This is a genomic window from Streptomyces typhae, from assembly GCF_009755605.1.
GTDB classification, from domain to species: Bacteria; Actinomycetota; Actinomycetes; order Streptomycetales; family Streptomycetaceae; genus Streptomyces; species Streptomyces typhae.
In genome coordinates this window covers 57,712-80,558 of sequence record NZ_WPNZ01000020.1, presented here as the reverse complement: position 1 = coordinate 80,558, position 22,847 = coordinate 57,712, and the positions used below count along the sequence as shown (strand labels likewise).

Genomic DNA, 22,847 nt, shown 5'->3' with positions numbered 1-22,847 from the left:
ATGTCCGGGGCGGGAAAAAGGACGGCGGAACTTCTGGGTGTCAGGAAGTCGGAGCGACAGGCCGGCTGGGCGTCAGAAAGTCGGCGCGACAGGGGAGCCGGGCGTCAGGAAATCAGCTCGTCGTCCAGAAATCCCACCACCGCGTCAGGATCAGCATCCCGATGACACCCGAATGCAGCACGGGAAGCACCCAGGTGAACTCGTCCAGGAACGCGCGCAGCCACGCGGGCGCGGGCAGAATTCCGTGGCGCACATTGTGCGAGGTCACGTACCAGAACAGCACGAGCGTGGCCGCCCACGCCAGACAGCACCACAGGCACAGCGCGTTGATGCGATAAAGGGACTGGAATTGCAGCCAGCCGCAGAAGACCACGCCGAAGGCGGCGCCCGCGTGGAACGTCAGCCAGTACCAGGCGGGAAAGCGGGCCCCGGCGAGCAGCCCTGCGCCGACGCAGCAGACGACGGCGTACGCGGCGAGCCCGAGCATCGGGTTGGGGAACCCGAACGCGGCCGCCTGCTCGCTCTTCATGATGCTGCCGCAGGACACCACCGGGTTCATGCTGCATCCCGGTACGTAGTCCGGGTCCTGGAGCAGCTTGAACTTGTCGAGGGTGATGACCCAGGACGCGAGCAGCCCCGCCGCGCCCGTGAGCAGGAGGAGCAGCCCGAGTCCGCGCCCGCTCGCGGCGGCCCGGGGGGCGTCGGGGCCGGTGGCGGGGACCGGTCCCGCGGTGGAGCCCTGCGCGGGCACCCGGCCCGTCGGGGTGACGGTGCGCATCAGCCGCGCAGCCTGCGCACGGGCAGCAGGCAGTGTGCCGCGTTCAGCATGGTCTCCTCGGAGCCCGCGAAGGCCCGCAGGGCGTTCTCGTCGACGGGGCTGCCGGGCTTGCCCTCGGGCCAGGCCACCGTGGAGATCATGAAGTAGGCGTGGCCGCGCAGCCGCACGGCGGTCAGCCACTCCGGCGGAACGGCGCACTGCGCCTTGACGTACGGCATGGTGACGACGGCCTGCTCGGCCTCGACGAGAAGGCCGACCGGCAGGGAGGGATGGCGCGCGCCGTCCAGGACGGGGCCGCCGATCGGCAGCTTCTCGTTGTGCAGGAGGGTGCGGATGGCCTCGGCCGTGGCCTCGGGGCCGCCTTCGGCATCGCCCAGGGAGTAGGCGAGGATGAAGGCCATGTCCTTCTCGTCCTCCGGGTGCTTGCCGCTCCAGGCGAGCACGGCGAGGGTCCCGAGGTCGGACACCCGGAAGGTGCGCTGTTCGTTGGACGTTGAGGTCATGGGCTGCACCGTATAGACGTACGGCGGCCGTTCCGGCGCCTTTGTCACCTGTCTGGCGCAGTGCGGCAGTGGCGTCACCCGAAGGGGTCACGATGTGCGGCCCGGGTTCGACCTTCAGGCGGGAAGCCCACCGAGGAGCTTGCCGGGGCCGCCCTTGCCGCTCACGCTCTTCGCCACGTCGTTGACGGCGTTGACGACGGAGTCCTTGTTCTCGGGGCTCAGCATGTTGGTGCCCACCGGCTTGGGGTCGAGGAGCCCCTGGCTGGTCAGGGTCTCCACGCCGCCGTTCAGGCTGGAGGGCGTCAGGTCACCGGCGAAGGCGGGCGTGGCGGCACCGGCGACAGCGATCGACCCGGCCAGGACAGCGGCGGCCTTGAGGGACTTCATCGTGTTCCTTTCTTCGGCGAATCCCGACTCCGGGCGCCTGCGGGGCGCGGTCCAGGCGGCTATTGCCTGCCGGCTCGGTTCACTACGCCTAACGAGCGCAGGCCGGTACGGAAACCCTCGAAAGGAAACTTCCGCGCACCTCGCGCGGACCCGCCGGATAAACGGGTCCACGATTCTCATATCAACCGGCCCATTTCCGGATCGTGTTCGGTACCGGCCGCCGCCCCCGTTCTCTTCCGGGGCGGCGGCCGGTGGTCGCCGGTGTGCGAGGTACGCGTGCGCGTTCTTGGCAGGCGTGTGCGCGTACGCGTCAGGCGCGTGCGCGTACGTGGCAGACGTGTGCGCGTACGTGGCAGACGTGTGCGCGTACGTGGCAGGCGTGCGCGCGTACGCGTCAGGCGGGCGGCTTCGGCAGCGCGGGCAGGCCCGGCAGGTTCGGCTTGGGGAGTCCGCCGCCGAGGAGTGTGGCCACCGCGAAGTTGACCAGGCCGGTGATGACCGCGGGCACCTCCCTGGCGATGGCCTTGGGGTCGCCCGCGGTGACGGCCTTGACCAGGGCGTCGACCGCCTTCTGCAGCGCCGCCGCGGCGTCGGCCTTGACGTCGAGGGGCGCCTTCGCGCCGAGCGGGGCGGCCTTGGCCTCCGGTGCGCCGCCGAGGGGGAGCTTCGGGGTGTCGGCGGCGGTGCCGGGGAACTCGGGGCCCTTGGGGGCCGGCGCCTTGGCCGCGTCGAGGCCCTTCTTGACGGCGTCGGTGAGCTTGGCCAGGTCCGGTGCGGGCACCTTGCCGTCCGGTGCCTTGAGGACCGCGGTGAGCAGGTCGGTGACCGGCGTGAGGACGCCGCCGAGGCCCGCGAGCTGCTTGGTCTGCGCGAGGAGCGCGTCGGCGCCGGGCACGGGTGCCTGCGGCGCGATCCGTGCCGCGCCCTGGCCCGCGTCCCGGGCCGCGTCGCGCGCAGGGTCGTCGTGGGACGCCGCGTGGACGGGGCCCGCGGTGCCGAGCAGCAGGGCGGTGCACAGGAAGGTCGTCGCGATGCGCCGTACAGGCAGAGCTCGCATGGGTGTTTCCCTTCGGTGATGCGTATTGGCGATGCGTCTCGGTGATGCGTCTCGGTGATGCGTCTGATCCTGTGATCACCGTCCGAACACCGCTCCCGGTCCGCAACCGGAGGTAGCCCGTTCGCCGTCGTGGCCCCGGCACACGGAAGCGGCGGCCGCCCCGAGACAGGGGGCGGCCGCCGCTGAGCCGACGGTGCGTCAGGCGACGCCGTGTCAGTCGATGCTGCGTCAGTCGTTGACGCAGGTGTTGCCGAACGCCGGGTTCAGCAGACCGATGATGTCGACGGTGTTGCCGCACACGTTCACCGGGACGTGAACCGGCACCTGGATGGCGTTGCCCGAGATGACACCGGGGGAGTGGGTGGCCGCACCCTGGGCGCCACTGTCGGCAGCGGCGACACCGGCGCCTCCGGCCACCGCGGCGGCGGCGACGGCGGACAGGGCAAGGGCCTTGCTGGTACGCGACATGGAGTTCTGCTCCTTGTTCTGATCTTGCGGAATCCGTGCGTGATGCTCGGTGTGGGGATCAACTGCCTTCCCCGACGCGGGGTTGTGCGCCCAGATGAGTGATGTGTCGCTCGCGGATCGCCCACACGCTTCACCAATCCGACACACGCCGCGCAGTAGGTAGAAACTCCCGCAATAAACGCTACTGTTGCGCTTCCTTCTCAGTCTATTTCCGTCATAAGCGCTCAGATGTGCGCATTTCATGTGATCAACCGTTGACTGCTGTGGTTCGGAACTCTTCACACCGTGGAAGGCCAGTGCCGTCATGCGTCATCTTCTGGGCCTGCGTCGGGTGCGTCGGGCATGTCGGGTGCGTCGGGCATGTCGGGTGCGGCGCGTACATCGCGTACATCGCGGCCGCCGCTTCCTCATCGGGGCGCTCGCCCTCACCGGCTGCCTCACGTTGAACGGCGCGACCGCCGCGGGTGCGCCGATCGTGCCCGTGCCGCGCGGCGAGCAGGCCCGTATCGCCTTCGCGCAGCGGTACCACGCGGTCCAGCACGGCGGGATCGTCCGGGCCGCCAACTCGGCGATCACCTGCCGCCGTCCGGTGCCCCGCACCCAGTCGGCGGCCGCGGGTGCGGCGGCGTGCGCGGACGTGCGGCGCGGCGGTCCCGGCGCGAACCACGACTTCGACATGTTCTACACGGACATCGACAACGACCCGAACACCTACAACTCCAGTGCGGGCGAGGTCCGGCTGCCCGCCGGGGCCCAGGTCTCCTACGCCCGCCTGTACTGGGGCGGCAACCTGCGCGCCGGTGAGCAGAAGCCGCCCAAGGACAACGGCCGGGTCCTGATCGCCGAGCCCGGCGGCCGGTACCGGGCCCTGTTCGCCGACACCCTCGTGGGGCACCGCGTCGCCCACGGCGCGGACGCCTTCCAGGCCTCCGCCGACGTCACCTCGCTGGTACGCGACTCCGGCGGCGGGAGCTACACCGTGGCGCAGGTCAACGTGGCGATGGGGCACTCCAGGGCCGGGGCTTGGGGCGGCTGGACCCTGGTCGTGGCGTACGAGAACGCCCGCGAGCCGCTGCGGTCGCTCTCGCTGTGGGACGGCTTCGACTCCTTCGGCGGGGCGGGGGCCGCCGCGTCCGGGGTCCGGGTCGCCGCCTCCGATGTTCAGGGCGCCCCCAGGGGCCGGTTCGGTGCCGGCCGCGGGGTCGTCGGGCTCGTCGCGTACGACGGTGACCGCGGTGCCCGCGGTGACGCCCTGCGCGTGTCCGCCGGGCGCGGCGGCAGGCCCGTCACCCTCTCCGACCCCGCCAACCCCTCCGACGACGTCCTCAACTCCACCGTCAGCGAGCCGGGCCCGCCCGCCCGCAGGAGCCCCGCGTACGCCAACACCCTCGGCTACGACTCCGACGTGCTGCCCCTCGGCGAGCGGCTGCGCGGGCCCCGGGGCGATCTGACGCTGCGGGTGTCCTCGCGCGCGGACGCGGCGTGGATCGGGGTCCTGTTCGCCGCGGTGGATGTGCCGGAGGGCGTGGCCCGGTACGCCGACGGGCCCCGGTAGCGCGTCTTCCGCCGTCCTGACCACGGAAACGGAAACGGATCCCCCCAAGGAGTCGTGCATGCAACTGCCCTCGTACTCCTCGTACTCCCCGAACTCCGCGAACTCCCCGAACTCCGCGAACTCCTCATCGTCCTCCCCGAGCGCCTCCTCGTACGCCTCGTCCCCGCCGCGGATCCTGCACGTCAGTCAGCCCGTCGACGGCGGCGTGGCGCGGGTCGTCACCGACCTGGTCGCGGCGCAGCGCGCTGCCGGGATGGACGTGCACCTGGCCTGCCCGGACGGTGGCACCCTGGCACGGGCGGCCGGGGGCGTGGCCGTGCCCGTGCACCCGTGGGCGGCCGCCCGCTCCCCCGGGCCCGGACTGCGGTCCGAGGTGCGCGGCCTCGCCGAGATCGTCGACGCCGTCCGGCCCGCCCTCGTGCACGCGCACAGCGCCAAGGCCGGGCTCGCTGCCCGCGTCGCGGTGCGCGGCCGCGTGCCCACCGTGTTCCAGCCGCACGCCTGGTCGTTCGAGGCCGTCGACGGCGGCGTCGCGCTGCTCGCCCGCACCTGGGAGCGGCACGCGGCCCGCTGGACGGCACGCACCCTGTGCGTCAGCGAGGCCGAGCGCGACACCGGGCGCCGCGCGGGCATCGGGGGGCCCTGCTCGGTCGTCCCGAACGGCGTCGACCCCGAGCGCTTCGTCCCCGCGGATCGGCGCGCGGCCCGCGCCCTGCTCCCCGGACCCGGACCCGGACCTGGACCCGGATCTGGGCCCGGCCCCGACACCGACTCCCCGCTCGTGGTCTGCGTGGGGCGGCTGTGCAGGCAGAAGGGTCAGGACGTGCTCCTGCGCGCCTGGAGCCACGTGGCCTCGCGGCTGCCCGGGGCCCGGCTCGTCCTGGTGGGTGAGGGGCCGGACGCGGCGGCGCTGCGGGCGCTCGCGGACGAGGCGTCCGCGTCGGAGTCGGAGTCTGCGTCTGCGTCAGCGTCAGCGTCAGCACCGGTGACATTCGCAGGGGCGGCGGCCGACCCGCTGCTCTGGTACCAGGCCGCCGACCTGGTGGTCCTGCCGTCCCGCTGGGAGGGCATGGCCCTCGCGCCCCTCGAAGCCATGGCCTGCGCCCGTGCCGTCGTCCTCACGGACGTGGACGGCGCCCGCGAGAGCCTGCCGCCCGGCCACCACGACCACGCCCTGGTACCGCCCAACGACCCCGCCGCGCTCGCCGGAGCCCTGACCGCCCTGCTGCGGGACCCCGCCCTGCGCGACCGCCTGGGCCGGCAGGGACGCGCGCACGTCCTGGACCACCACGACGCGCGGCGCACGGCGGCCGCGGTCGAAGCGGTGTACCGCGAACTTCTGGGCACGGCGCCCACCGAGCACAGGGAGTGCAGCACCACGTGAGCGCGGAACGAACCGTCACCTCGCCGACAGGGCAGCCCGCGCCGCCCGCACCGCCCGCGCCTCCGGGGCAGGCCGCGCCACCGGGGCAGGCCGCCCCACCGGAGCAGGCCGCCCAGGCCGCCCAGGCCGGGCCCCCCGGAGAGGCACAGCAGAGCGTGCGGCCTCAGTCGCAGCGGGCCGAACCGGCCGAGTCGGAAGAGCTGCCCGAACGGGCCGCGGCACCCGCGCAGGGTGGGCAGTCCGAGGAGACCGACTCGGCGCCGCACGTCGTGGCCCCCCGAGGCGCCACCCCCGGCCGCACCGGCCACCGGAGAGGCCTCCCCGCCCGGCGCGGACGGCACGCCCACACGCTGCTCGGCGCCGACGCCCTCGCCGCCGTGGCGGCGGTCCTGCTGCTCCCCGGCCCGTACCGCTCGCCGGTCCTGCTCCCGCTGCTGCTCGCCTGCGTCCTCGCTCTCAACGTCCAGGGACGGCTCTACGCGGACTCCCTCGCGCCCGCCGTCCTCGACGAACTGCCCGCGCTCTGCGGCCGGATCGCCCTCGCCTGGTGCGTGACCGCGATCCTGGCCCCCGCCCTCGTCCCCGCCGTAGCACCGCTGACCCCGTCCGCCCTGCTCACCGCGGCCACCGTGCACGGGCTGCTCGGCGCGGGCTGCCGCGCCCTGACGCACTGGCACCGGCGGGCCACCGTACGGCGCGGCCCCCGGCCCGTACTCGTACTCGGCCACGGCGGCCAGGCACGGGACGTCGCGGCGGCACTCCTGCGACGGCCGCGGTGCGGAATGCGGCCCGTCGGGGTGGTGGGGGTGCCCGGGACGGCAGAGCCGGGAGGAGTGAAAGGAGTACTAGGGGCATCAGAGACACGAAGGACACAAGGGGCACCAGGGACGCAAGGGACGCCAGGGGCACCAGGGGGAACGGAGGAGCCGGACGGCAGCGCCGAACCCCAGCTCCCCCTCCTCACCTCCGACGACGAACTGCACCGTGCCGTCATCCAGAACGACGTACGGGCCGTCCTGCTCCTCTCCGGCGGCGGCCCCGCCCAGGACGCCCGCATGCCCGTGCTGCGCGGCCTCGGCGTCGAGCTGTGGGAGATCGACCCGCGCGGACCCGCGCACCCGGCGCACCCCGTACTCCGCGACGCCGTCCGCCCGCACCACGTGGCCGGGTTCCGCTGCCGCCCCCTCACCGGCACCGGGCAGCCGTCGCGGACCGGTCCGGGGCGGCAGCTGCTCAAGCGGCTGCTCGACGTCGCCGTGGCCGGCACCCTGCTCCTGCTCTGCGGGCCGGTGCTCGGCGGCTGCGCCCTGCTCCTCCGCGCCACCGAGGGGCCGGGCGTGATCTTCCGTCAGGAACGTGTCGGCAAGGACGGCCGCCTCTTCACGCTCCTGAAGTTCCGCACCCACCGGCCCGCCGACACCAAGGAGTCGGACACGCGCTGGAGCGTCGCGGACGAGCGGCGCATGAGCCCGTTCTGCCGGTTCCTGCGCAGCACCTCGCTGGACGAGCTGCCGCAGCTGTGGAACGTGCTGCGCGGCGACATGAGCCTGGTCGGGCCGCGCCCCGAACGCCCCTTCTTCGTCGACCTGTTCAGCCGCCGCCACCCGCACTACGCGCACCGCCACCGCATGCAGACCGGCGTCACCGGGCTCGCCCAGATCCACGGCCTGCGCGGGGACACCTCCATCGAGGACCGGTGCCGCTTCGACAACGCCTACATCGACAGCTGGTCGCTCTGGCAGGACTTCTGCATCCTGCTGCGCACCGTCGGGTGTCTGCTGCGCCGTACGGGGAGCTGAGGCCCCCGTGCACCACACCGCCGTGCCCGCAGCGCCCCTGTCCCTCCGCACCCTGCGGCCCGTCCTCACCGTCGTCCCCCTGCTCCTCCTGGTCGCCCTGCTCGCGCTGCCCGTCCCCGCCGGGGACGGCGAGGGCTCCGGATCCACCCCGGCCGACGCGTTCTCCGCGCTGGTCGTCGGCTGTGCCCTCGTCCACGTCGTCCGTACCGCGCGCCGCCCTCTGACGCGGACCGCCGCCGTACTGTTCGGGCTCCCGGTCGTCGGCATCGCCGCGGCGGCGTGCGCCTCCTCGTCGGCGGCCACCGGGCTCACCGGCGCCGCCCGCTACCTCCAGGTCTTCGTGCTCGTCCCCGCCGCCGCCGTGGTGCTCGTCCGGGACGCCCGCCAGTTCCGCCTGCTCGCCTGGGCGTTCGTCGCCCTCGCGCTGTTCCAGGGCACGCTCGGCGTGCACCAGAACCTCACCGGCACCGGCGCCTCGTACACGGGCGAGGACATCCGGGCCGTCGGCACGTTCGGGCCGACGGACGTGATGGGCATGGCGACGGTCGTGTCGTACGGGCTCGTCGCCGCCCTCGCCCTCGCCTTCAGGCCGCACGCGCCCCGGCAGCGGGCCGCCGCGCTGACCTGCGCGGGCCTCCTCACCGTGCCGCTCGCCCTGTCGTTCAGCCGCGGCGCCTGGATCGCCACGGCGGCGGCCGTCGGGACGCTGCTGCTGCTCGCCGGGGCGCGGTACGCGCTGCGCACGGCGCTCGTGGCCGTCGCGGCGGCCGTCGTCCTGGTGGCGGGGCTCGGCGTGGGCTCCCAGCTGCTCCAGGACCGGCTCAGCAGCATCACGCAGGTCACCGACGCCCCCGACCAGTCCGTCACCGACCGGTACGCGATGTGGGCCGCCTCCGTCGACATGTGGCGGGACCGCCCGGTGACCGGCGTCGGCCTCAAGGGCTTCCCCGAACACCGCGACGGCCACGCCTCGCTCGCCCTGTCGTCGGGCAGCGACACCGCGGGCGCCGGCAGCGAGTTCCGCCGCCAGCCGCTGCTCTCCCCGCACAACATGTACCTGCTGATCCTCAGCGAACAGGGCCTCCTCGGGCTGCTCACCCTCGCGGGCGGGTGGCTGGCGCTGCTGGCGTGCGCGGTACGGGGGTGGGCGCGGGTGCGCGTGCCGCGCGGACGGGCCCGGGACCCGGGCGGGCCGTCGTCGGCCGACGTCGCCCGGGGCGGGCCGTCGTCCGCCGACGTGGACTGTGCGCTCGTGGCCTGCGGGCTACTCGTCTGGCAGCTGGTCGACTTCATGTACGCGGACATCGGCGGTCCCTCGACGGTCCTGACGGCGGTCGCGCTCGGCGCGTGCGCCTGGTGGGGGCTGCGGGGGCCGGACGCCGGAGCGGCCCGATGACGGCGGTTCCCGGCACCGGCCCGACGGCCCCGGCCGCCACCGCGTCGCCGGAGGCGCTGGGGGTGCCGGCCCCCTCACCCCCACCTGTTCCCGCGGGCGAGGCCGACCCCGCCCGGGGCGCCGCCCCCGGCCCCTCCTTCCTCGCCAAGGCCGCCGCCGTCACCGCCGCCCTGACCGTCGCCGGATCCCTCCTCGGCCTGGTGCGCGACCAGGTGCTCGCCCACTTCTTCGGGGCCGGGAGCGACACCGACGCGTTCCTGGTGGCGTGGACCGTGCCGGAGATGGCGGCGACGCTGCTCATCGAGGACGGGCTCGCGTTCTTCCTCGTACCCGCGTTCAGCGCGGCCCTGGCCCGGCGCGCGGCGACCACCGCCGCCGCGGGCGGCGATCCCGTGCGCGCCCTCGTCCGCGCCTCGCTGCCGAAGATGGCCCTGTGGTTCGTGGCGGCCGGGCTCGCGCTCATGGCCGCCGCGCCCCCGCTCGTCACGCTGCTCGCGCCGGGCCTGCCCGACCCCGGCCTCGCCGTGGACTGCACCCGCCTCACCGCGACCTGCGCCCTCACCTTCGGGCTCGCCGGATACTGCAGCGCCGCGCTCCGCGCCCACCAGCGCTTCGTCGCGCCCGCCGCCGTGTACGTCGCCTACAACGCCGCCATCATCACCGTCCTGTTCCTGTTCTCGGCTCCCCTCGGGGTACGGGCGGCGGCGCTCGGGGTGGCCCTCGGCGGGGCCTGCATGGTCCTCGTACAAGCACCGTCCCTGTGGCGGCGGTTGCGGCGGCACCGGGGAGGGGCCGCGCCCGCATCTGTGGCTGTGCCCGACGCGCGTACCGCCGAGGAACCGGCCGCCCGCCTGGAGACGGCCGTCATCTGGACCGTGCTCCTGTTCGCGCTGTGCCGTCAGTCGCAGGTGCTCATCGAGCGGTTCCTCGCGTCCTCGCTGCCCGCGGGCGCGATCTCGCATCTGAACTACGCGCAGAAGGTCGCGCAGATGCCGATGGTCCTCTCCCTGATGCTGTGCACCGTCACCTTCCCCGTGGTGGCCCGCGCCCTGGCCGACGGCGACGTACGGCGGGCGCGCGACCGGGTCGAGCGCGACCTGGTGCTCGCCGGGGCCGTGGTGCTCTGCGGTGCCGCCACCGTCGTCGCCTGTGCCCCGGCCCTGGTCCGGCTCCTCTTCGAGCGCGGCGCCTTCACCGGCACGGACACGGCCACCACGGCCGCCGTCATGCGGGTGTACGCCCTCGGGCTCCTCGGCCACACCCTGGTGGGCGCCCTCGCCCGCGCGCACTTCTCCGTCGGCCGCACCACCTGGGCGCCGTTCGCCGCGATGGCCGTCGGCATCGTCGCCACGGCCGGCCTCGGCGTTCTGACCGTGGGCAGCTGGGGCGTGTACGGGATCGCGGGCGCCAACGCCGCCGGGATCTGCGTCACCGCGGTCCTCCTGCTGCACGCGCTCGGGCCGCGTGCCCTGCCCCTGCGCACCCGCGCCGTCGTCGGCCAGCTGGCCCGCCTCGCGCTCGCCGCCGCCGGGTCCGCGGCGCTCGGCGCCCTCTGCGCCCACCACGCCGGGCCGCCCGCGCTCGCCGTCCTCGCGGGCGGCCTCGTCGTCGCCGTCGCGTTCCTGCTCGGCGGCGGGGTGGTGGGGGCGCGGCCTTGTGTGTACGTGCTGCGCCGGTGCGCGGCGCGGGCGGGTGCCGCCCGGAGACGGGACCGCGGGGGCGCCCACGTCCGCGGGGACGTCCACGCCGGTGGAGATGGCCACGCCCGCGAAGACGGCCGCGCCCGCAGGGCTTCCCTGACCGCCCGTCGTGCCCTTCGCCCCGTCACACGAAAGCGACGCCGCCATGACCGATGACCGCACGTCTGACCGCAGATCCGGCCACGCCCCGGACTACGGGCCCGCCGGTGCGGGCACGCCCTCCCGCCCCGACACCTGTCTCACCAACGCCCCCCACTGCGCACACCTGTCGGAAGCCACGCCCGAGCCCCGCACAACCGGCACCGTGCCCAGCACGGCAGGCACCGTGCCCCGCACGGCAGGCGCCGTGCCCCGCACGGCAGGCGCCGCACCCCGCACCGCCGACACCGCGCCCTGGATCGCGATGTACCACTCCGTGGCCGACCCCGCCGACGACCCGTACCGCATCACCGTGTCGCCCGAGCGGCTCGACGCGCAGTTGGGCTGGCTGCGCCGCCGGGGCCTTCGCGGGGTCTCCGTGGAGCGGCTCCTCGACGCCTGCCGCCGCGGGCGCGGGCGCGGCCTGGTCGGGCTCACCTTCGACGACGGGTACCGCGACTTCCTCGACCACGCCGTGCCCCTGCTGCACCGCCACGGCTGCACCGCCACCGTCTTCGTCCTGCCCGGCAGGCTCGGCGGCGACAACGCCTGGGACCCGCTCGGCCCCCGCAAGCCCCTCCTCGACGCCGACGGCATCCGGCAGGCCGCCGCGCACGGCATGGAGATCGCCTCGCACGGCCTCACCCACATCGACCTCACCGCCGCCGACGACCACGCCCTGCGCCGGGAGGCGGCGGGCAGCCGCGCCGCCCTCGCCGACCTGACCGGTCAGGACGTACCCGGCTTCTGCTACCCGTACGGAAAAGCCGACGGGCGCGTACTCGCCGCCGTGCGGGCGGCCGGGTACCGGTACGCCTGCGCCATCGGCCCCGGCGCGCTCACCGGCCCGCTCGCGCTGCCCCGGATGCACGTCGGCCAGCAGGACACCCCCTGGCGGCTCCGCCTGAAGCAGGCCACGGGCGGCCCGCGCGGCCGCACCCTGCGCCCGGCGGCGGTGACCGCGTGAGGGTCCTGCACGTCATCACCGGGCTCGGCATGGGCGGCGCCGAGCAGCAGCTCCGCCTGCTCCTGCGCCACGTACCCGCCGCCTGTGACGTCCTCACCCTCACCGACGCGGGCAGCGTCGCCCGCGGCATCACCGCCGACGGCACCCGCGTCACCGACCTCGGCATGGCGGGCAACCGGGACGTCGCCGTCCTGCCCCGGCTCGTCCGGCTGATCCGCGCCGGCCGCTACGACGTCGTCCACACCCACCTCTACCGCGCCTGCCTGTACGGGCGGATCGCGGCCCGGATCGCCGGGGTGCGCGCGGTCGTGGCCACCGAACACTCCCTGGGCGACTCGCAGATGGAGGGGCGGGCGCTGACCTCCGGGGTGCGCGCGCTGTACCTCGCCGGGGAGCGGCTCGGCCGGATGACCGTCGCCGTGTCCCCGGCCGTCGGCACCCGGCTGCACCAGTGGGGCGTGCCGCGGCGGCGGATCAGGGTGGTGCCGAACGGCATCGACGTGGACCGGTTCGCCTTCGACCCGGCCGCCCGCGCGGCGGCCCGCGCCCAACTGGGCCTGCCCGGCGACGCCTTCGTGATCGGCGGCGTCGGCCGCCTCACCGACGGCAAGCGCTTCGACGTGCTCCTGCGCGCCGCCGCCCTGCTCCCCGCCGACGTACGGGTACTGCTCGTGGGGGCCGGACCGCGGGAGCGGGACCTGCGGCTGCTCGCCGCGCGGCTCGGGATCGCCGAACGGGTGCGGTTCGCGGGCGAGACGGGGGAGGAAGGGGTGGGCGCGGGCGGTGACGTCCGGGCCGCCGCCCATCTGCCCTCCCTGTTCGCGGCCATGGACGTGCTGGCGTCCCCCTCGCCGGAGGAGGCGTTCGGCCTCGCGCTCATGGAGGGCCTGGCCTCCGGGCTCCCCGCCCTGTACTCGTCCTGTCCGGCCGTCGACGCGCTGCCCGCGGGGGAGCGCACCGACTCCGCGCACTGCGCGAGCGACCCCGAGTCCTTCGCCCGCGCCCTGCACGGGCTGCACCGCCTGCACCGCCGTGACGGGTACCGCCCGACGCGGCACCGGGCGGTACCCGCCGCCGTGCGGCACTACGACATCACCCGCAGCGCCGGTCGGCTGATGGACGTCTACGCGTCCGTGCTGGCCGGTCCGAACCAGGAGGTGAACCCCTGATGAGCGCCCCTTCGAGCGCCCCCACGAGCCCCTCGGCCGCACCGGCAGGCCCCTCGACCGCGCCGGGCTCCCCGGGCTCCCCGGGCTCCCCGGCAGGCTCCTCGGACCAGGAACATGACCAGGCCCAGGCCCAGACCCGGCCCCAGTCCCCCGCCGCGCGCCTACGCGCCGACCTGCGTGCCCGCCTCGCCCCTCGCACCCGTCTGCTCACCCGTCTGCTCACCCGCCTGCCCCGCTGGTCCACCCTCCCGGCCTGCGCCGCCCTCGGCGCCCTGGCCGGCGGCACGTACGGGCTGCTTCAGACCCCCGAGTACACCGCCACCAGCTATGTCGTCGCCGTACCGCAGTCCAGGACCGACCCCGCGACGGCCCTGGGGTTCGCGCAGGCCTACGGCAAGGTCGCCACCCAGCTCGCGGTCCTCGGTGACGCGCAGGTCGCCGCGCGCGTGTCGCCAGGAGAGCTGCAGAGCCGCGTCAAGGTGGCCACGTCGCCCGACGCGCCCATGATCTCCGTCGCCGCCTCGGCCACCCGCCCCGACGACGCCGCCACCCTCGCGAACGCGGTGTCCCGCGCGCTGACCACGAGCGCCAACCACACCAAGAACAGCACCCAGGTGAAGCTCCTGCCGTTCTCGCGCGCCGTCGAGCCCACCGCGCCCTCCACCCTCTCCGCACCGGTGAGCACGCTGGTCGGCCTGTGCGCGGGCGGCCTGCTCGGAGGCCTCGTGCTCCTGGTGCGCCCCCGCGGCGGCGCGCGCCCCGCGCCCGGAGCGGCGGTGCCGGGCCCGGCGTCCGCCGAGGTCAGGGGCGGCGCGTGACGACGACCCGCGTCCGTACCCAGGAATCCCACGGGCCCCGCCGCACCGGCTCCCAGGGGCCTCTCACCACCGGACTCTGCGTCGACGAGGGCGAGTTCGCCGCCCTCGCGGGGCCCTGGCGCCGCCTCTACCAGGAGTGCGAGGAGGCGACCCCGTTCCAGAGCCACGCGTGGCTGTCCTCGTGGTGGCGTTCGTACGGCAGACCCGGTCGGCTGCGCGTGCTCCTGGTGCGCGACGGCGGCGAGCTGATCGCGGCGGCGCCGCTGATGCTGACGCTCCGGCCGGTACCCGCGCACCGCCCCCTCGGGGGCGCGATCTCGGACTTCGCCGACGTCCTGCTCTCCGCCCGGGCCCGCGACCGCGCCGCGGACGCCCTCACCGAAGGCCTGCGCGCCCTCGCCCGTACCGCCCCCGTCGACTTCCGCGAGGTGCGGGCGGGCGCGTGCGTCGAGACCGTGTACGAGCGGTGGCGCGGCCCGCGCCGTCGACTGGCCGACTCCCGCTGCCTCGAACTGCCCCCGCTGCCCGTGGACGAGCTCCTGAAGCGGCTGCCCTCGACGACCTCGCAGCGCGCCCGCGCCAAGCTGCGCAAACTGGCCGCGGCCGGGGTTCGGGCCCGCACCGTCCCCGCCGGGGAGGCCGATGCGGCCGTCCGCACGCTGCTGCGCCTGCACGAACTCCAGTGGCAGGGACGCAAGGTGACGTCGGAACACCTGCGTCCGCGGTTCCGCGAGCACCTGCTGCGCGCGGTGCCCCCCATGGTCGCGGCGGGCGACGCCGTGATGACGGAGTTCGCGGTGGACGGGGAGGTCCTCGCCGCCGACCTGACGCTCCTCTCGGCGCGCCTCGCGGGCGGCTACCTCTACGGCGCCCACCCGAGCCTCAGGGAGCGCAAGGTCGACGTGGCCACGATGCTGCTCGACGCCTGCACCCGGCACACCGCGGGCGCACACCCCCGCACCCTGAGCCTGCTGCGCGGCGACGAACCGTACAAGCACCACTGGCGCCCCGCACCGGCCCCCAACAGCCGCTACCTCCTGTCCCGCGCCCGCACCACCCCCCTCCTGACCGCCGCGGTCTGCGAGGCGTCGGCACGGGAGTGGGCGCGACGGACGCGCCAGGAACGGCAGGAGCGCCGCGCGGGCGGAGGCGCCCCGTGACGCCTCCGCCCCCGGAGCCTGGCCCCCGGGCCCTCAGCCCTGCGGCTTCGTCTGCTCGTTCCGCTCCCACCAGTCGAACCGCAGACACAGCTTGCCGCCCAGCCAGTACTCGACCCAGTCGCCCAGGTCCAGCGGCGAGCAGTGCGGCGGCCGCACGGGGTCGTTCGGCTTCGGCACCGGGTTCGCCGGCAGCCCGGACAGCGCCTCGCGGTAGACCTTCGTGGCCTTCGGGTTGTCCTTGCACTGCCACACGCCGTGCGGGCAGTAGTCGGTGACCGTGTTGTACAGCGGCTTGTGCTCGTCCATCCACTTCAGCATCCGGCGCATGTACGCGTCGTTGTCACCATTGCGGAAGAGACCCCATTCGGGGTACGAGACGGGCTTGCCGTGCGCCTTCGCGAAATCCACGTGATGCTGCAGGCCGTATTCCTCGCGCACCTGCTCGTCGAATGTCATGCCACGCGGCTGGTCGTACGAATCCATCCCGATGACGTCGACCGAATCGTCACCCGGATAGCACTCCGGCCAGGGCACGGCGTCCCGCCCGCGGCTCGGCGCGAAATCGAAGGCGAATTTCTGTCCCGGCACCGAACGCATCACCTTGACGATGCGTTTCCAGTACGCCTTCCACGATTCCGGATCCGGACCGCAACGATGGGTGTAGGTGGTGCCGTTCATCTCCCAGCCGAGCACGATCACCGTGTCCGGCACCCCGAGGCGGACCAGGCGCTCGGCCAGGACGCGGTAGTGCTCGTCGAAGGCACCGGCGGCGCCCTGCCGCAGCAGTCCGCGCACCTCCCGGTCGCCGACCCGGTCCTCGTTGCGCTCCATCATCGGCACGTTCAGGACGAACATCCGGTCGTCCTTGGCCTTCCGCCAGGCCGCCCAGCTCTCCAGGAAGCGCGGCGCGCCCTCGATGTTGCTCCAGCGGTCGCCCGGCAGGTAGGTGTGCCCCACCCGCAGCTCGGTCCCGTCGAGCCACTCGCTCAGATCGGTCATCCGGTCGACGCCGTCCGGGCCGTAGTCGAGGTACGCCCCGATGGCGGGGGCCTTGGGGGCCTCCGGTGCCTGCGGCGCCTTGGACGTCTCCGGTGCCTTCGGTGTCTCCGGTGCCTTCGGTGTCTCCGGTGCCTTCGGTGCCTCGGGGACCTCCGGGGTCACCGGCGGATCCGGGGCCTTCGTCACGGCCGGCGGCGGTGGCGGCTCCGCCCCGGGGGCCCGCCCCGCGGTGTGTCCCGGGCCGGCGGTGACCGCCGTCACCGCGATGATTCCGGCGGCGGCAAAAGCAAGACGGACAAAAGCAAGACGCATGAGAGCTCCTCGTGGTACCCGCCCGGGATTACTGACGTTCCGTCATATGTATTTCTATTGCGCCAAACGAGTCCTTAACCCTCCGCGACCTCACATCGCCCCATTGGGCGAGCAATCAGTAAGGCCGACCTTGCACTCTCTGGACACACGCGTTCCCGCGGTACTGCTGCGGCTCGACCGGAATCCCTTTCACCACGGAACGCTGGGTGCGGTGCGTTCCCTCGGCCGCGCCGGGGTGGAGGTGCACCTGGTGGCCGACGACGCGCACGGCCCGGTCGGCCGCTCCCGCCATCTGCACCGGCTGCACGCGCCTCCGGCCGCCCCGGCCACGCCCGAGAACGTGCGCGCGGCGCTGCTGCGGGTCGCCGCGCGCGTCGGCCGCCCGGCCGTCCTGATCCCCCTGGACGACGCGGGCGCCCTCGCCGTCGACGCCGTCGCCGACGCCCTCGCGGACCGCTACCTGCTGCCCCTGCCCACGACAGGCCTGCCCGCCCGCCTCGCCGACAAGGGCTCCCTCGCCGGTCTCTGCGCCCGTCTCGGCGTGGCGCACCCGCCGACGGTCGCGCCCTCGTCCCCCCGTGCCGCGGCCGACGCGGTACGGGACCTCGGCTCCCCGGCGGTGGCCAAGTGGAGCCGCCCCTGGCTGCTGCCCCGCGAACGCGGTCTGCGCAGCGCCGTCCTGGTCCGCTCACCGCGCGAGGCGGCGGCCCTGCACGCGCGCACCGCCGAGGCCGGCAGCAGGCTCCTCCTTCAGGCGTACGTCCCCGGCGGCCGCGACGCCGACTGGTTCGTGCACGGCTACGCGGGACGGGACGGCACCGTCCACGGCGGCGGTACGGGCCGCAAGCGCCGCGCCCGGCCGCGCAGAGCCGGTCTCACGACGGTCGGCGAGTGGACGCACGACGACGGCCTGTGGACGCTCGCCCGGCGCCTGCTCGCCGCCCTCCGCCACCGGGGCGCGTTCGACCTGGACTTCCGCCGCGACAGCCGCACCGGCACCTACCACCTGCTCGACTTCAATCCCCGCCCCGGCGCGCAGTTCCGCCTCTTCGCCGACGCCACCGGCACGGACGTGGTGCGCGCCGCCCACCTGGACCTCACCCACCGCCCGGTCCCCGCGCCCGCGCCACGGCCCGGCCGGGTCTTCGTCGTGGAGAACCACGCGCCCCTGACCGCCCTGCGCGCCCGCGCCGCGGCCGAGTTCGCCTGGTCCGACGCCGACGACCCCGATCCGGCCGCGTACCTGTGGCGCCGGTGGCGGCAGCACGTCGTCCGGCGCTCGCGCACCCGCCTCGCGCACGGGGCCCAGGAGATCCTGCTGACCCTGTCCACCCGGGCCCGGGAGGCGTCCCCCGCCCTCCTGTCCGGCACACCCACCACGGAACGGGCGGTCACCGATGCATGACCTGCTGATCGTGGGGGCGGGCCCCTACGGCCTGTCCGTCGCCGCGCACGCCGCTGCCGCCGGACTCCGCGTACGCGTCTTCGGCAGGCCCATGGCCTCCTGGCGCGACCACATGCCACGCGGCATGCTCCTGAAGTCCGAGCCGTGGGCGTCCGACCTCTCCGACCCCGCCGGCCGGTACGGCCTCGCCGCCTACTGCGCCCACGAGGGGCTGCGGGCCGAACACGGGGTGCCGCTGCCGGTCGAGCACTTCGCCGCGTACGGCCTGTGGTTCGCCGCGCACGCCGCCCCGCCGGTCGACGAGCGCCTCGTCCGCTCGGTCCGGCCGCTGGACGCCGGCTTCGCCGTCACGACCACCGACGGCGAGACCTTCCCGGGCCGCACGGTGGCACTCGCCGTCGGCGTCATGCCGTTCGTGGAGATCCCCTCCGCGGTACGCGACCTGGGCCCCGCCCACGTCTCGCACAGCAGCCACCACACGGACCTGAGCCCCCTGCGCGACCGGGACGTGACGGTGCTCGGCGCGGGGCAGGCCGCCCTGGAGACCGCCGCGCTCCTCGCCGAGCAGGGCACCCGCGTACGCGTCCTCGCGCGCGCCCCGCGGGTGCGCTGGAACTCCCTGCCGCCCGCCTGGCAGCGCCCGTGGTGGCAGTCGGCACGCGCCCCGCACAGCGGCCTCGGCTGCGGCTGGCGCAACTGGTTCTACGCCGAACGGCCCGGCCTCTTCCGCCGCCTCCCGGAACAGGCGCGCGCCGGGGTCTGCGCGACCGCCCTCGGCCCGGCGGGCGCCTGGTGGGTACGGGACCGCGTGGAGAGCGGCGGGGTCGAGGTGCTCACCGGGCGTCGGCTCACAGCGGCACGGGTCGTCGGGGGCCGGGTACGGCTTTCGGTCCACGGCCCGGACGGCCCGGGTGGCGGCACGGTCCTGGAGACCGACCACGTCGTCGCGGCCACCGGCTTCCGCGCCCTGGCCTCCCGCCTGGACGTCATCGATCCCGCGGTACGGGACAACCTGCGCGTCCTTACCGACGGATCGCCCCACGTGGACGGCGGGTTCACGACCTCGCACCCCGGTCTCTACCTCGCCGGACTGCCGACCGCGTCGAGCTTCGGCCCCGCCATGCGCTTCGTCCAGGGCGCGGGCTTCACGGCGGCACGCCTCGTGGCGGGGGTGCGACGGCGTCTGCGGCACGGGTGACGCGCGGGCCGGACGGCAGTCCCGTACCCGGGCCGGACAGCCGTCCCGTACACATCCCTGTACACAGCCCCGTACGCGGAACGGACGGGCCGTCACCGGCCCGTCCGTCCTTCCCGCGTGTGCCGGACTCCGTGCTGCTCCGGCACTTCACTTGTCACAAGGTGTCACTCCGACGACCGCGCGCCCCCTCGCAGGGGCGCGCGCTCCGGCTCCACAGTGCGCTCCGGTTCAGGAGACGCGGCGTCCACGCCGGTAGAGCAGCGCCCCACCGAGCAGCAGCCCGGCGGCGGCACCCGCCGCGGCGAGCGCGTTCTCGTCCATGCCGGTCTCCGCGAGCTGCTCCCCGGCCTCGGGCCCGGGAGCCGAGGCGTGCGGCGCCGGTGCCTCGGCCCGTTCCGCGGGACGCGGCCTCGCGGTCGCGGACGCCTCCAGGAACTCCGTGGCCCGGGGGGCGCCGCGCGGCGCCCGGGGCTGCTCCACGGGCGGCGTGCCCCGCTCGTCAGGACGCTCGGACCGCGGCGGGTCGGACCGCGGCGGATCCTCGTGCGGACGGTGCGGCTGCCGCGGCCGGTGCGGTTCCCCGGCCGGGTCGTCACACATGTTCCCCATGGCCGGTGCGAGCAGCCCCACCACGTTCGCGGTGTTGCCGCACATGTCCACCGGCACGTCGAGCACGGCGTCCAGCACGTTGCCCGCCACCGCGCCCGGCGAGTGCGCGGCGCCGCCCTCGGCACGGGAGCCGCCGTCCCCGCCACCGCGCGCCGGTTCCGGGGCGACCCGCTCGGCCGCGGGCTTCGCGACGGGCTTCGGGGCCGGTGCGGGCTTCGTCTCGGCCGCGGGCCTCGGGGCAGGCGCGGGCTTCGCCTCGGGCGCGGGCTTGGGGGCCACACTCTGAGGCGCGGGCTTGGGCGCCTCGCGCTCGGGAGCGGGCTTGGGCGCCTCGCGCTTGAGCACGGTCTTGGGGGCCGCGTGCTTCGGGGCCTGCTTCGCCTTGGGAGCCGCGTGCTTGGGCGCGGACTTGAAAGCGGACTTGGGGGCCTCACGCTTGAGAGCGGGCTTGGCCGCAGCGCGCTTGGGTGCAGCGTGCTTGGGCGCGGACTTGGTGGCCTTGCGCTCGGGAGCGGGCGCGGGGGCGCGCTCCGGCTTCGCCACCGGCGCCCGCTTCGCCTCAGGCGCGGGCTTGGGCGCCGGGCGTTCGGGGGCGGGCGCGGGCTTCGGCGCCGGCTTCGCCTTCGGAGCGGGCGCGGCCTTCTGTGCGGGCGCGGCCTTCTGTGCGGGCGCGGCCTTCTGTGCGGGCGCGGGCGCGGGCGCAGGAGCGGGCGCGGGCGCAGGAGCCGGAGCGGGCTTCGGGGCCGGTGCCGGCTTCACCTCCACCGGCTTCACCGCCGCGGGCTTCACCTCGGGCGGCGGCTTCGGCGCGGGAACCGGCTTCACCTCGGGCACGGGCCTGGGCGCCGGAACGGGCTGGGCCACGGGGGCGGGCGCGGGCTGCGGGGCCGCACGCTCGGGCGCAGGCGCAGGCGCAGGCGCGGGCGCGGGCTGCGGAGCCGGGGCGGGCCGGGGAGCGGGGGCGGTCGAGGCGCCACCCGCACAGGAGGCGCCCGCGGTCGGGTTGAGGGCGGCCGCGCCGTTCACCGAATTGCCGCAGACGTTCAGCGGCACCTCCAGCGGGGCTTGCACGTTGTTTCCCGACAAGAAGCCGGGCGAACCCGTGACCTGCGCGTTCGCGTCCGCGGCCAACGCGGACTGACCGGGCAGGGACAGGATGCTCGTGGCGGCCGCCGCAGAAAGCATCCCTTTGGTGAGGGCCTGTCGCAATCTACTGGTCTTCCTCTGAGCGAAGGGAAGCCGGCCTTGGGACCCTCGGGGCCTGCCAAGGCCGGCGGAGACACAGCCGGGACGGCTGAGTCGTTACATCAGTCGTTGAGGCACTTGTTGCCGAACGCCGGGTTCAGCAGACCGACGATGTCGATCGTGTTCCCGCACAGGTTGATGGGGATGTGAATGGGAACCTGAATGGCGTTCCCGGAGATGACGCCCGGAGAGTGGGCGGCCACCGCGCCGGCGCCCGAGTCGGCGAATGCCGGGGCACCGAAGCTCAGTGCCGCGACGGCTCCAGCAATGACGGTTGCGCTCTTCTTGAGCTGCACAGCATTTCCCTTCTGACCGGTCGCGCCTGACGGCGGTGGGAGCCGGGCGGGCAGCATCTTCACCCGCACCGCGACCTGAGTTCTGACCAACGATCGACAAGAGCAGAAGAAACCGGCGGTATCCGGGATTTCATCAAGTCACTCGAATGCGTCCGGGCAGCGAAAAGCCGCGCGGGCCGCCCCGCTCGAAGGAGGAGGGCGGCCCGAGCGGCTCGCGGTGCGGCAGCTCAGCCGTTGTGCGCGCCGTTGCCCGAGAGCAGCGGGATGTCGCTGAGGATGTGCGACAGCGGCTCGTCGCCCTTGGCCTGCGTGGAGTTCTCGGTGCAGATCTGCTTCTGCTCCGCCGACAGGATCGGGATGTCCTGGACGGCGATGTTGACCAGGCCGACGAGGGAGCCGACGTTGGCGTCGATCGGGATCCCGAGGCAGGGCTTGTTCAGTGCGCCCTGCACGAGGGACAGCTGCGGGCTCATGTCGCCCTTGGTGCCGGAGTTTCCGAATGCCTGCTTGGCGCCGTTGCCGCTCATCGACTGGGTACCGCTGTCGTCACCGATGGCCATCGCGGTAGGGGCGGAGATACCGGCGACGGAGACTGCGACTGCAGCCGCTGCCATTGCCTTCTTGAGCATTTGCTGTTCCTTTTCTGGGCGAACGCACAGGTTACTGCGGGCTGCTCAACTCACCCTCCGACGTTTGGTTCCGCTCATTCACTCCATCGGATCTTTTCGGGGTCAGGAGGCAAACCGGCGCATTCTTGCGGCACGCACTCCCCTCGCTCACGTCCCGTCGCACGGCAGGCAATCGGATTATCCGTACAGCACCTCGCGGTAAGAGGTACAAAAAGCACCGCAGCGGGCCCATTAATGGTCCATCAGAGTGAACCGCAGCAACTCCGCAGGTCCGGCGCAGTTGCTCAGGGTGCTCCAGGGACGGGGTTCATATCCAGAAGGGAAATGCTGTGCTCAAGAAGGTTATGGCCGCGGCCGCGGTATCGGCGTCTGTTGTCGGAGCGGCGGCTGCCACGGCGCCCACGGCGGCTGCCGTCGGCAACGACAGCGGCACCCAGACGATGAGCGGCAACGATGCCATGCAGTCGTACGGCAACTCCGCCACTTACGGAAACATGAGCCCGCAGATGGCGCTCATCCAGGGGTCCTTCAACAAGCCCTGTATCGCGCTGCCCGCGAAGGCCAACCTCGGCTCCCTCGTCGGCCTGGTCAACGTCGCCATCCAGGACATCCCGATCCTGTCGGCGCCGCAGACCCAGCAGTGCACGGAGAACTCCACGCAGGCCAAGGGCGACGAGCCGCTGTCGCACATCCTGCAGGACATCCCGCTCCTGTCGGGCAACGGCACCCACAACCACTGACACGGCCAAAAGCCAGCGGGCCGCCACCTCTCCTCGGCGGCCCGCTGTTTTCGGTTCCGGTGCCGTGCCGTGATGTGGCCCGTCGCAGCGGGCCGGGCACAGCGCCCCGCTGTGCCGAGCACAGCGATCCGCTGA

At 74.3% G+C, this 22,847-nt stretch carries 21 protein-coding genes and 1 pseudogene; 12 read left to right on the top strand and 10 right to left on the bottom strand.

What is annotated here, in order from left to right; all coding sequences use genetic code 11:
• Window positions 1-112 precede the first annotated feature (112 nt).
• The 5 genes from GPA10_RS30230 to GPA10_RS30210 all read right to left on the bottom strand — a co-directional run bounded on the left by GPA10_RS30230 (window position 113) and on the right by GPA10_RS30210 (window position 3,193).
• Window positions 113-778, bottom strand: coding sequence for a vitamin K epoxide reductase family protein (locus tag GPA10_RS30230; RefSeq protein ID WP_157168257.1), 666 nt, complete (start codon window positions 776-778; stop codon window positions 113-115).
• Window positions 778-1,281 (bottom strand): DUF5949 family protein, encoded by a 504-nt coding sequence (locus GPA10_RS30225; protein WP_157168256.1) that lies wholly within the window; start codon window positions 1,279-1,281, stop codon window positions 778-780. Before GPA10_RS30225 ends, GPA10_RS30230 begins: the two co-directional genes overlap by 1 nt.
• A gap of 114 nt (window positions 1,282-1,395) precedes the next feature.
• On the bottom strand, window positions 1,396-1,668 hold the full coding sequence (locus GPA10_RS30220) for a hypothetical protein (RefSeq protein WP_058850063.1): 273 nt from the start codon (window positions 1,666-1,668) through the stop codon (window positions 1,396-1,398).
• 394 nt (window positions 1,669-2,062) lie between these two features.
• Window positions 2,063-2,725, bottom strand: coding sequence for a hypothetical protein (locus GPA10_RS30215; RefSeq protein ID WP_157168255.1), 663 nt, complete (start codon window positions 2,723-2,725; stop codon window positions 2,063-2,065).
• 228 nt (window positions 2,726-2,953) lie between these two features.
• Window positions 2,954-3,193 (bottom strand): chaplin, encoded by a 240-nt coding sequence (locus tag GPA10_RS30210; RefSeq protein WP_058850061.1) that lies wholly within the window; start codon window positions 3,191-3,193, stop codon window positions 2,954-2,956.
• Between the two features lie 367 nt (window positions 3,194-3,560).
• Here GPA10_RS30210 and GPA10_RS30205 point away from each other — a divergent pair, with 367 nt between their 5' ends.
• From GPA10_RS30205 to GPA10_RS30165, 9 genes are read left to right on the top strand one after another with little or no spacing between them, the layout of a single operon-like run.
• Window positions 3,561-4,748 (top strand): DUF3344 domain-containing protein, encoded by a 1,188-nt coding sequence (locus GPA10_RS30205; protein WP_425505837.1) that lies wholly within the window; start codon window positions 3,561-3,563, stop codon window positions 4,746-4,748.
• Between the two features lie 58 nt (window positions 4,749-4,806).
• Complete coding sequence (locus GPA10_RS30200) at window positions 4,807-6,132, top strand: glycosyltransferase (protein ID WP_157168254.1); 1,326 nt, start codon at window positions 4,807-4,809, stop codon at window positions 6,130-6,132.
• The gene (locus GPA10_RS41880) at window positions 6,129-7,931 is read left to right on the top strand and encodes a sugar transferase (RefSeq protein ID WP_343041483.1); all 1,803 of its coding nucleotides are present in this window, start codon (window positions 6,129-6,131) and stop codon (window positions 7,929-7,931) included. Before GPA10_RS30200 ends, GPA10_RS41880 begins: the two co-directional genes overlap by 4 nt.
• Window positions 7,932-7,938: 7 nt before the next feature.
• A complete protein-coding gene (locus GPA10_RS30190; RefSeq protein ID WP_425505836.1) occupies window positions 7,939-9,327 on the top strand; it encodes an O-antigen ligase family protein in 1,389 nt (462 codons plus the stop codon).
• Window positions 9,324-11,183 (top strand): lipid II flippase MurJ, encoded by a 1,860-nt coding sequence (locus GPA10_RS30185; RefSeq protein WP_157168253.1) that lies wholly within the window; start codon window positions 9,324-9,326, stop codon window positions 11,181-11,183. Before GPA10_RS30190 ends, GPA10_RS30185 begins: the two co-directional genes overlap by 4 nt.
• Complete coding sequence (locus GPA10_RS30180; protein ID WP_343041482.1) at window positions 11,173-12,132, top strand: polysaccharide deacetylase family protein; 960 nt, start codon at window positions 11,173-11,175, stop codon at window positions 12,130-12,132. The genes GPA10_RS30185 and GPA10_RS30180 overlap by 11 nt, the downstream gene beginning before the upstream one ends.
• On the top strand, window positions 12,129-13,301 hold the full coding sequence (locus GPA10_RS30175; RefSeq protein WP_343041481.1) for a glycosyltransferase: 1,173 nt from the start codon (window positions 12,129-12,131) through the stop codon (window positions 13,299-13,301). Before GPA10_RS30180 ends, GPA10_RS30175 begins: the two co-directional genes overlap by 4 nt.
• Window positions 13,301-14,119, top strand: coding sequence for a YveK family protein (locus GPA10_RS30170; protein WP_157168252.1), 819 nt, complete (start codon window positions 13,301-13,303; stop codon window positions 14,117-14,119). The genes GPA10_RS30175 and GPA10_RS30170 overlap by 1 nt, the downstream gene beginning before the upstream one ends.
• Window positions 14,116-15,279 carry a GNAT family N-acetyltransferase gene (locus GPA10_RS30165; RefSeq protein ID WP_343041480.1) on the top strand — a complete coding sequence of 388 codons (1,164 nt, stop codon included), beginning with the start codon at window positions 14,116-14,118 and terminating at the stop codon, window positions 15,277-15,279. The genes GPA10_RS30170 and GPA10_RS30165 overlap by 4 nt, the downstream gene beginning before the upstream one ends.
• A gap of 33 nt (window positions 15,280-15,312) precedes the next feature.
• Here GPA10_RS30165 and GPA10_RS30160 read toward each other — a convergent pair whose 3' ends face one another.
• Complete coding sequence (locus GPA10_RS30160; protein ID WP_157168251.1) at window positions 15,313-16,590, bottom strand: glycoside hydrolase family 26 protein; 1,278 nt, start codon at window positions 16,588-16,590, stop codon at window positions 15,313-15,315.
• Window positions 16,591-16,720: 130 nt separating this feature from the next.
• On the opposite strand from GPA10_RS30160, the gene GPA10_RS30155 reads away from it, so the two are divergent.
• Both GPA10_RS30155 and GPA10_RS30150 read left to right on the top strand, forming a co-directional pair.
• Window positions 16,721-17,995 carry a carboxylate--amine ligase gene (locus tag GPA10_RS30155; RefSeq protein WP_246260065.1) on the top strand — a complete coding sequence of 425 codons (1,275 nt, stop codon included), beginning with the start codon at window positions 16,721-16,723 and terminating at the stop codon, window positions 17,993-17,995.
• Window positions 17,988-19,193, top strand: a complete 1,206-nt coding sequence (locus tag GPA10_RS30150) for an FAD-dependent oxidoreductase (RefSeq protein ID WP_157168249.1) — start codon at window positions 17,988-17,990, stop codon at window positions 19,191-19,193. Before GPA10_RS30155 ends, GPA10_RS30150 begins: the two co-directional genes overlap by 8 nt.
• A gap of 228 nt (window positions 19,194-19,421) precedes the next feature.
• On the opposite strand, the gene GPA10_RS43830 is transcribed toward GPA10_RS30150, so the two are convergent.
• The 4 genes and pseudogenes from GPA10_RS43830 to GPA10_RS30135 all read right to left on the bottom strand — a co-directional run bounded on the left by GPA10_RS43830 (window position 19,422) and on the right by GPA10_RS30135 (window position 21,972).
• Complete coding sequence (locus GPA10_RS43830) at window positions 19,422-20,345, bottom strand: chaplin (RefSeq protein WP_343041479.1); 924 nt, start codon at window positions 20,343-20,345, stop codon at window positions 19,422-19,424.
• Window positions 20,346-20,840: 495 nt separating this feature from the next.
• A pseudogene (locus GPA10_RS44150) lies at window positions 20,841-20,987 on the bottom strand (chaplin family protein); the annotation flags it as partial.
• 122 nt (window positions 20,988-21,109) lie between these two features.
• Complete coding sequence (locus GPA10_RS30140; protein ID WP_343041478.1) at window positions 21,110-21,343, bottom strand: chaplin; 234 nt, start codon at window positions 21,341-21,343, stop codon at window positions 21,110-21,112.
• A 227-nt stretch (window positions 21,344-21,570) separates the two neighbouring features.
• Window positions 21,571-21,972: a rodlin gene (locus GPA10_RS30135; protein ID WP_157168247.1), complete on the bottom strand. Its 402-nt coding sequence runs from the start codon at window positions 21,970-21,972 to the stop codon at window positions 21,571-21,573.
• A gap of 329 nt (window positions 21,973-22,301) precedes the next feature.
• Between GPA10_RS30135 and GPA10_RS30130 the strand changes: the two genes are divergently transcribed.
• Window positions 22,302-22,712: a rodlin gene (locus tag GPA10_RS30130; protein WP_343041477.1), complete on the top strand. Its 411-nt coding sequence runs from the start codon at window positions 22,302-22,304 to the stop codon at window positions 22,710-22,712.
• The last annotated feature ends 135 nt before the right edge of the window (window positions 22,713-22,847 follow it).

Coding starts and splice junctions, on each gene's coding strand:
- GPA10_RS30230 (WP_157168257.1), bottom strand. CDS start 778: ATGCGCACCGTCACCCCGACGGGCCGGGTGCCCGCGCAGGGCTCCACC.
- GPA10_RS30225 (WP_157168256.1), bottom strand. CDS start 1,281: ATGACCTCAACGTCCAACGAACAGCGCACCTTCCGGGTGTCCGACCTC.
- GPA10_RS30220 (WP_058850063.1), bottom strand. CDS start 1,668: ATGAAGTCCCTCAAGGCCGCCGCTGTCCTGGCCGGGTCGATCGCTGTC.
- GPA10_RS30215 (WP_157168255.1), bottom strand. CDS start 2,725: ATGCGAGCTCTGCCTGTACGGCGCATCGCGACGACCTTCCTGTGCACC.
- GPA10_RS30210 (WP_058850061.1), bottom strand. CDS start 3,193: ATGTCGCGTACCAGCAAGGCCCTTGCCCTGTCCGCCGTCGCCGCCGCC.
- GPA10_RS30200 (WP_157168254.1), top strand. CDS start 4,807: ATGCAACTGCCCTCGTACTCCTCGTACTCCCCGAACTCCGCGAACTCC.
- GPA10_RS30185 (WP_157168253.1), top strand. CDS start 9,324: ATGACGGCGGTTCCCGGCACCGGCCCGACGGCCCCGGCCGCCACCGCG.
- GPA10_RS30180 (WP_343041482.1), top strand. CDS start 11,173: ATGACCGATGACCGCACGTCTGACCGCAGATCCGGCCACGCCCCGGAC.
- GPA10_RS30170 (WP_157168252.1), top strand. CDS start 13,301: ATGAGCGCCCCTTCGAGCGCCCCCACGAGCCCCTCGGCCGCACCGGCA.
- GPA10_RS30160 (WP_157168251.1), bottom strand. CDS start 16,590: ATGCGTCTTGCTTTTGTCCGTCTTGCTTTTGCCGCCGCCGGAATCATC.
- GPA10_RS30150 (WP_157168249.1), top strand. CDS start 17,988: ATGCATGACCTGCTGATCGTGGGGGCGGGCCCCTACGGCCTGTCCGTC.
- GPA10_RS30135 (WP_157168247.1), bottom strand. CDS start 21,972: ATGCTCAAGAAGGCAATGGCAGCGGCTGCAGTCGCAGTCTCCGTCGCC.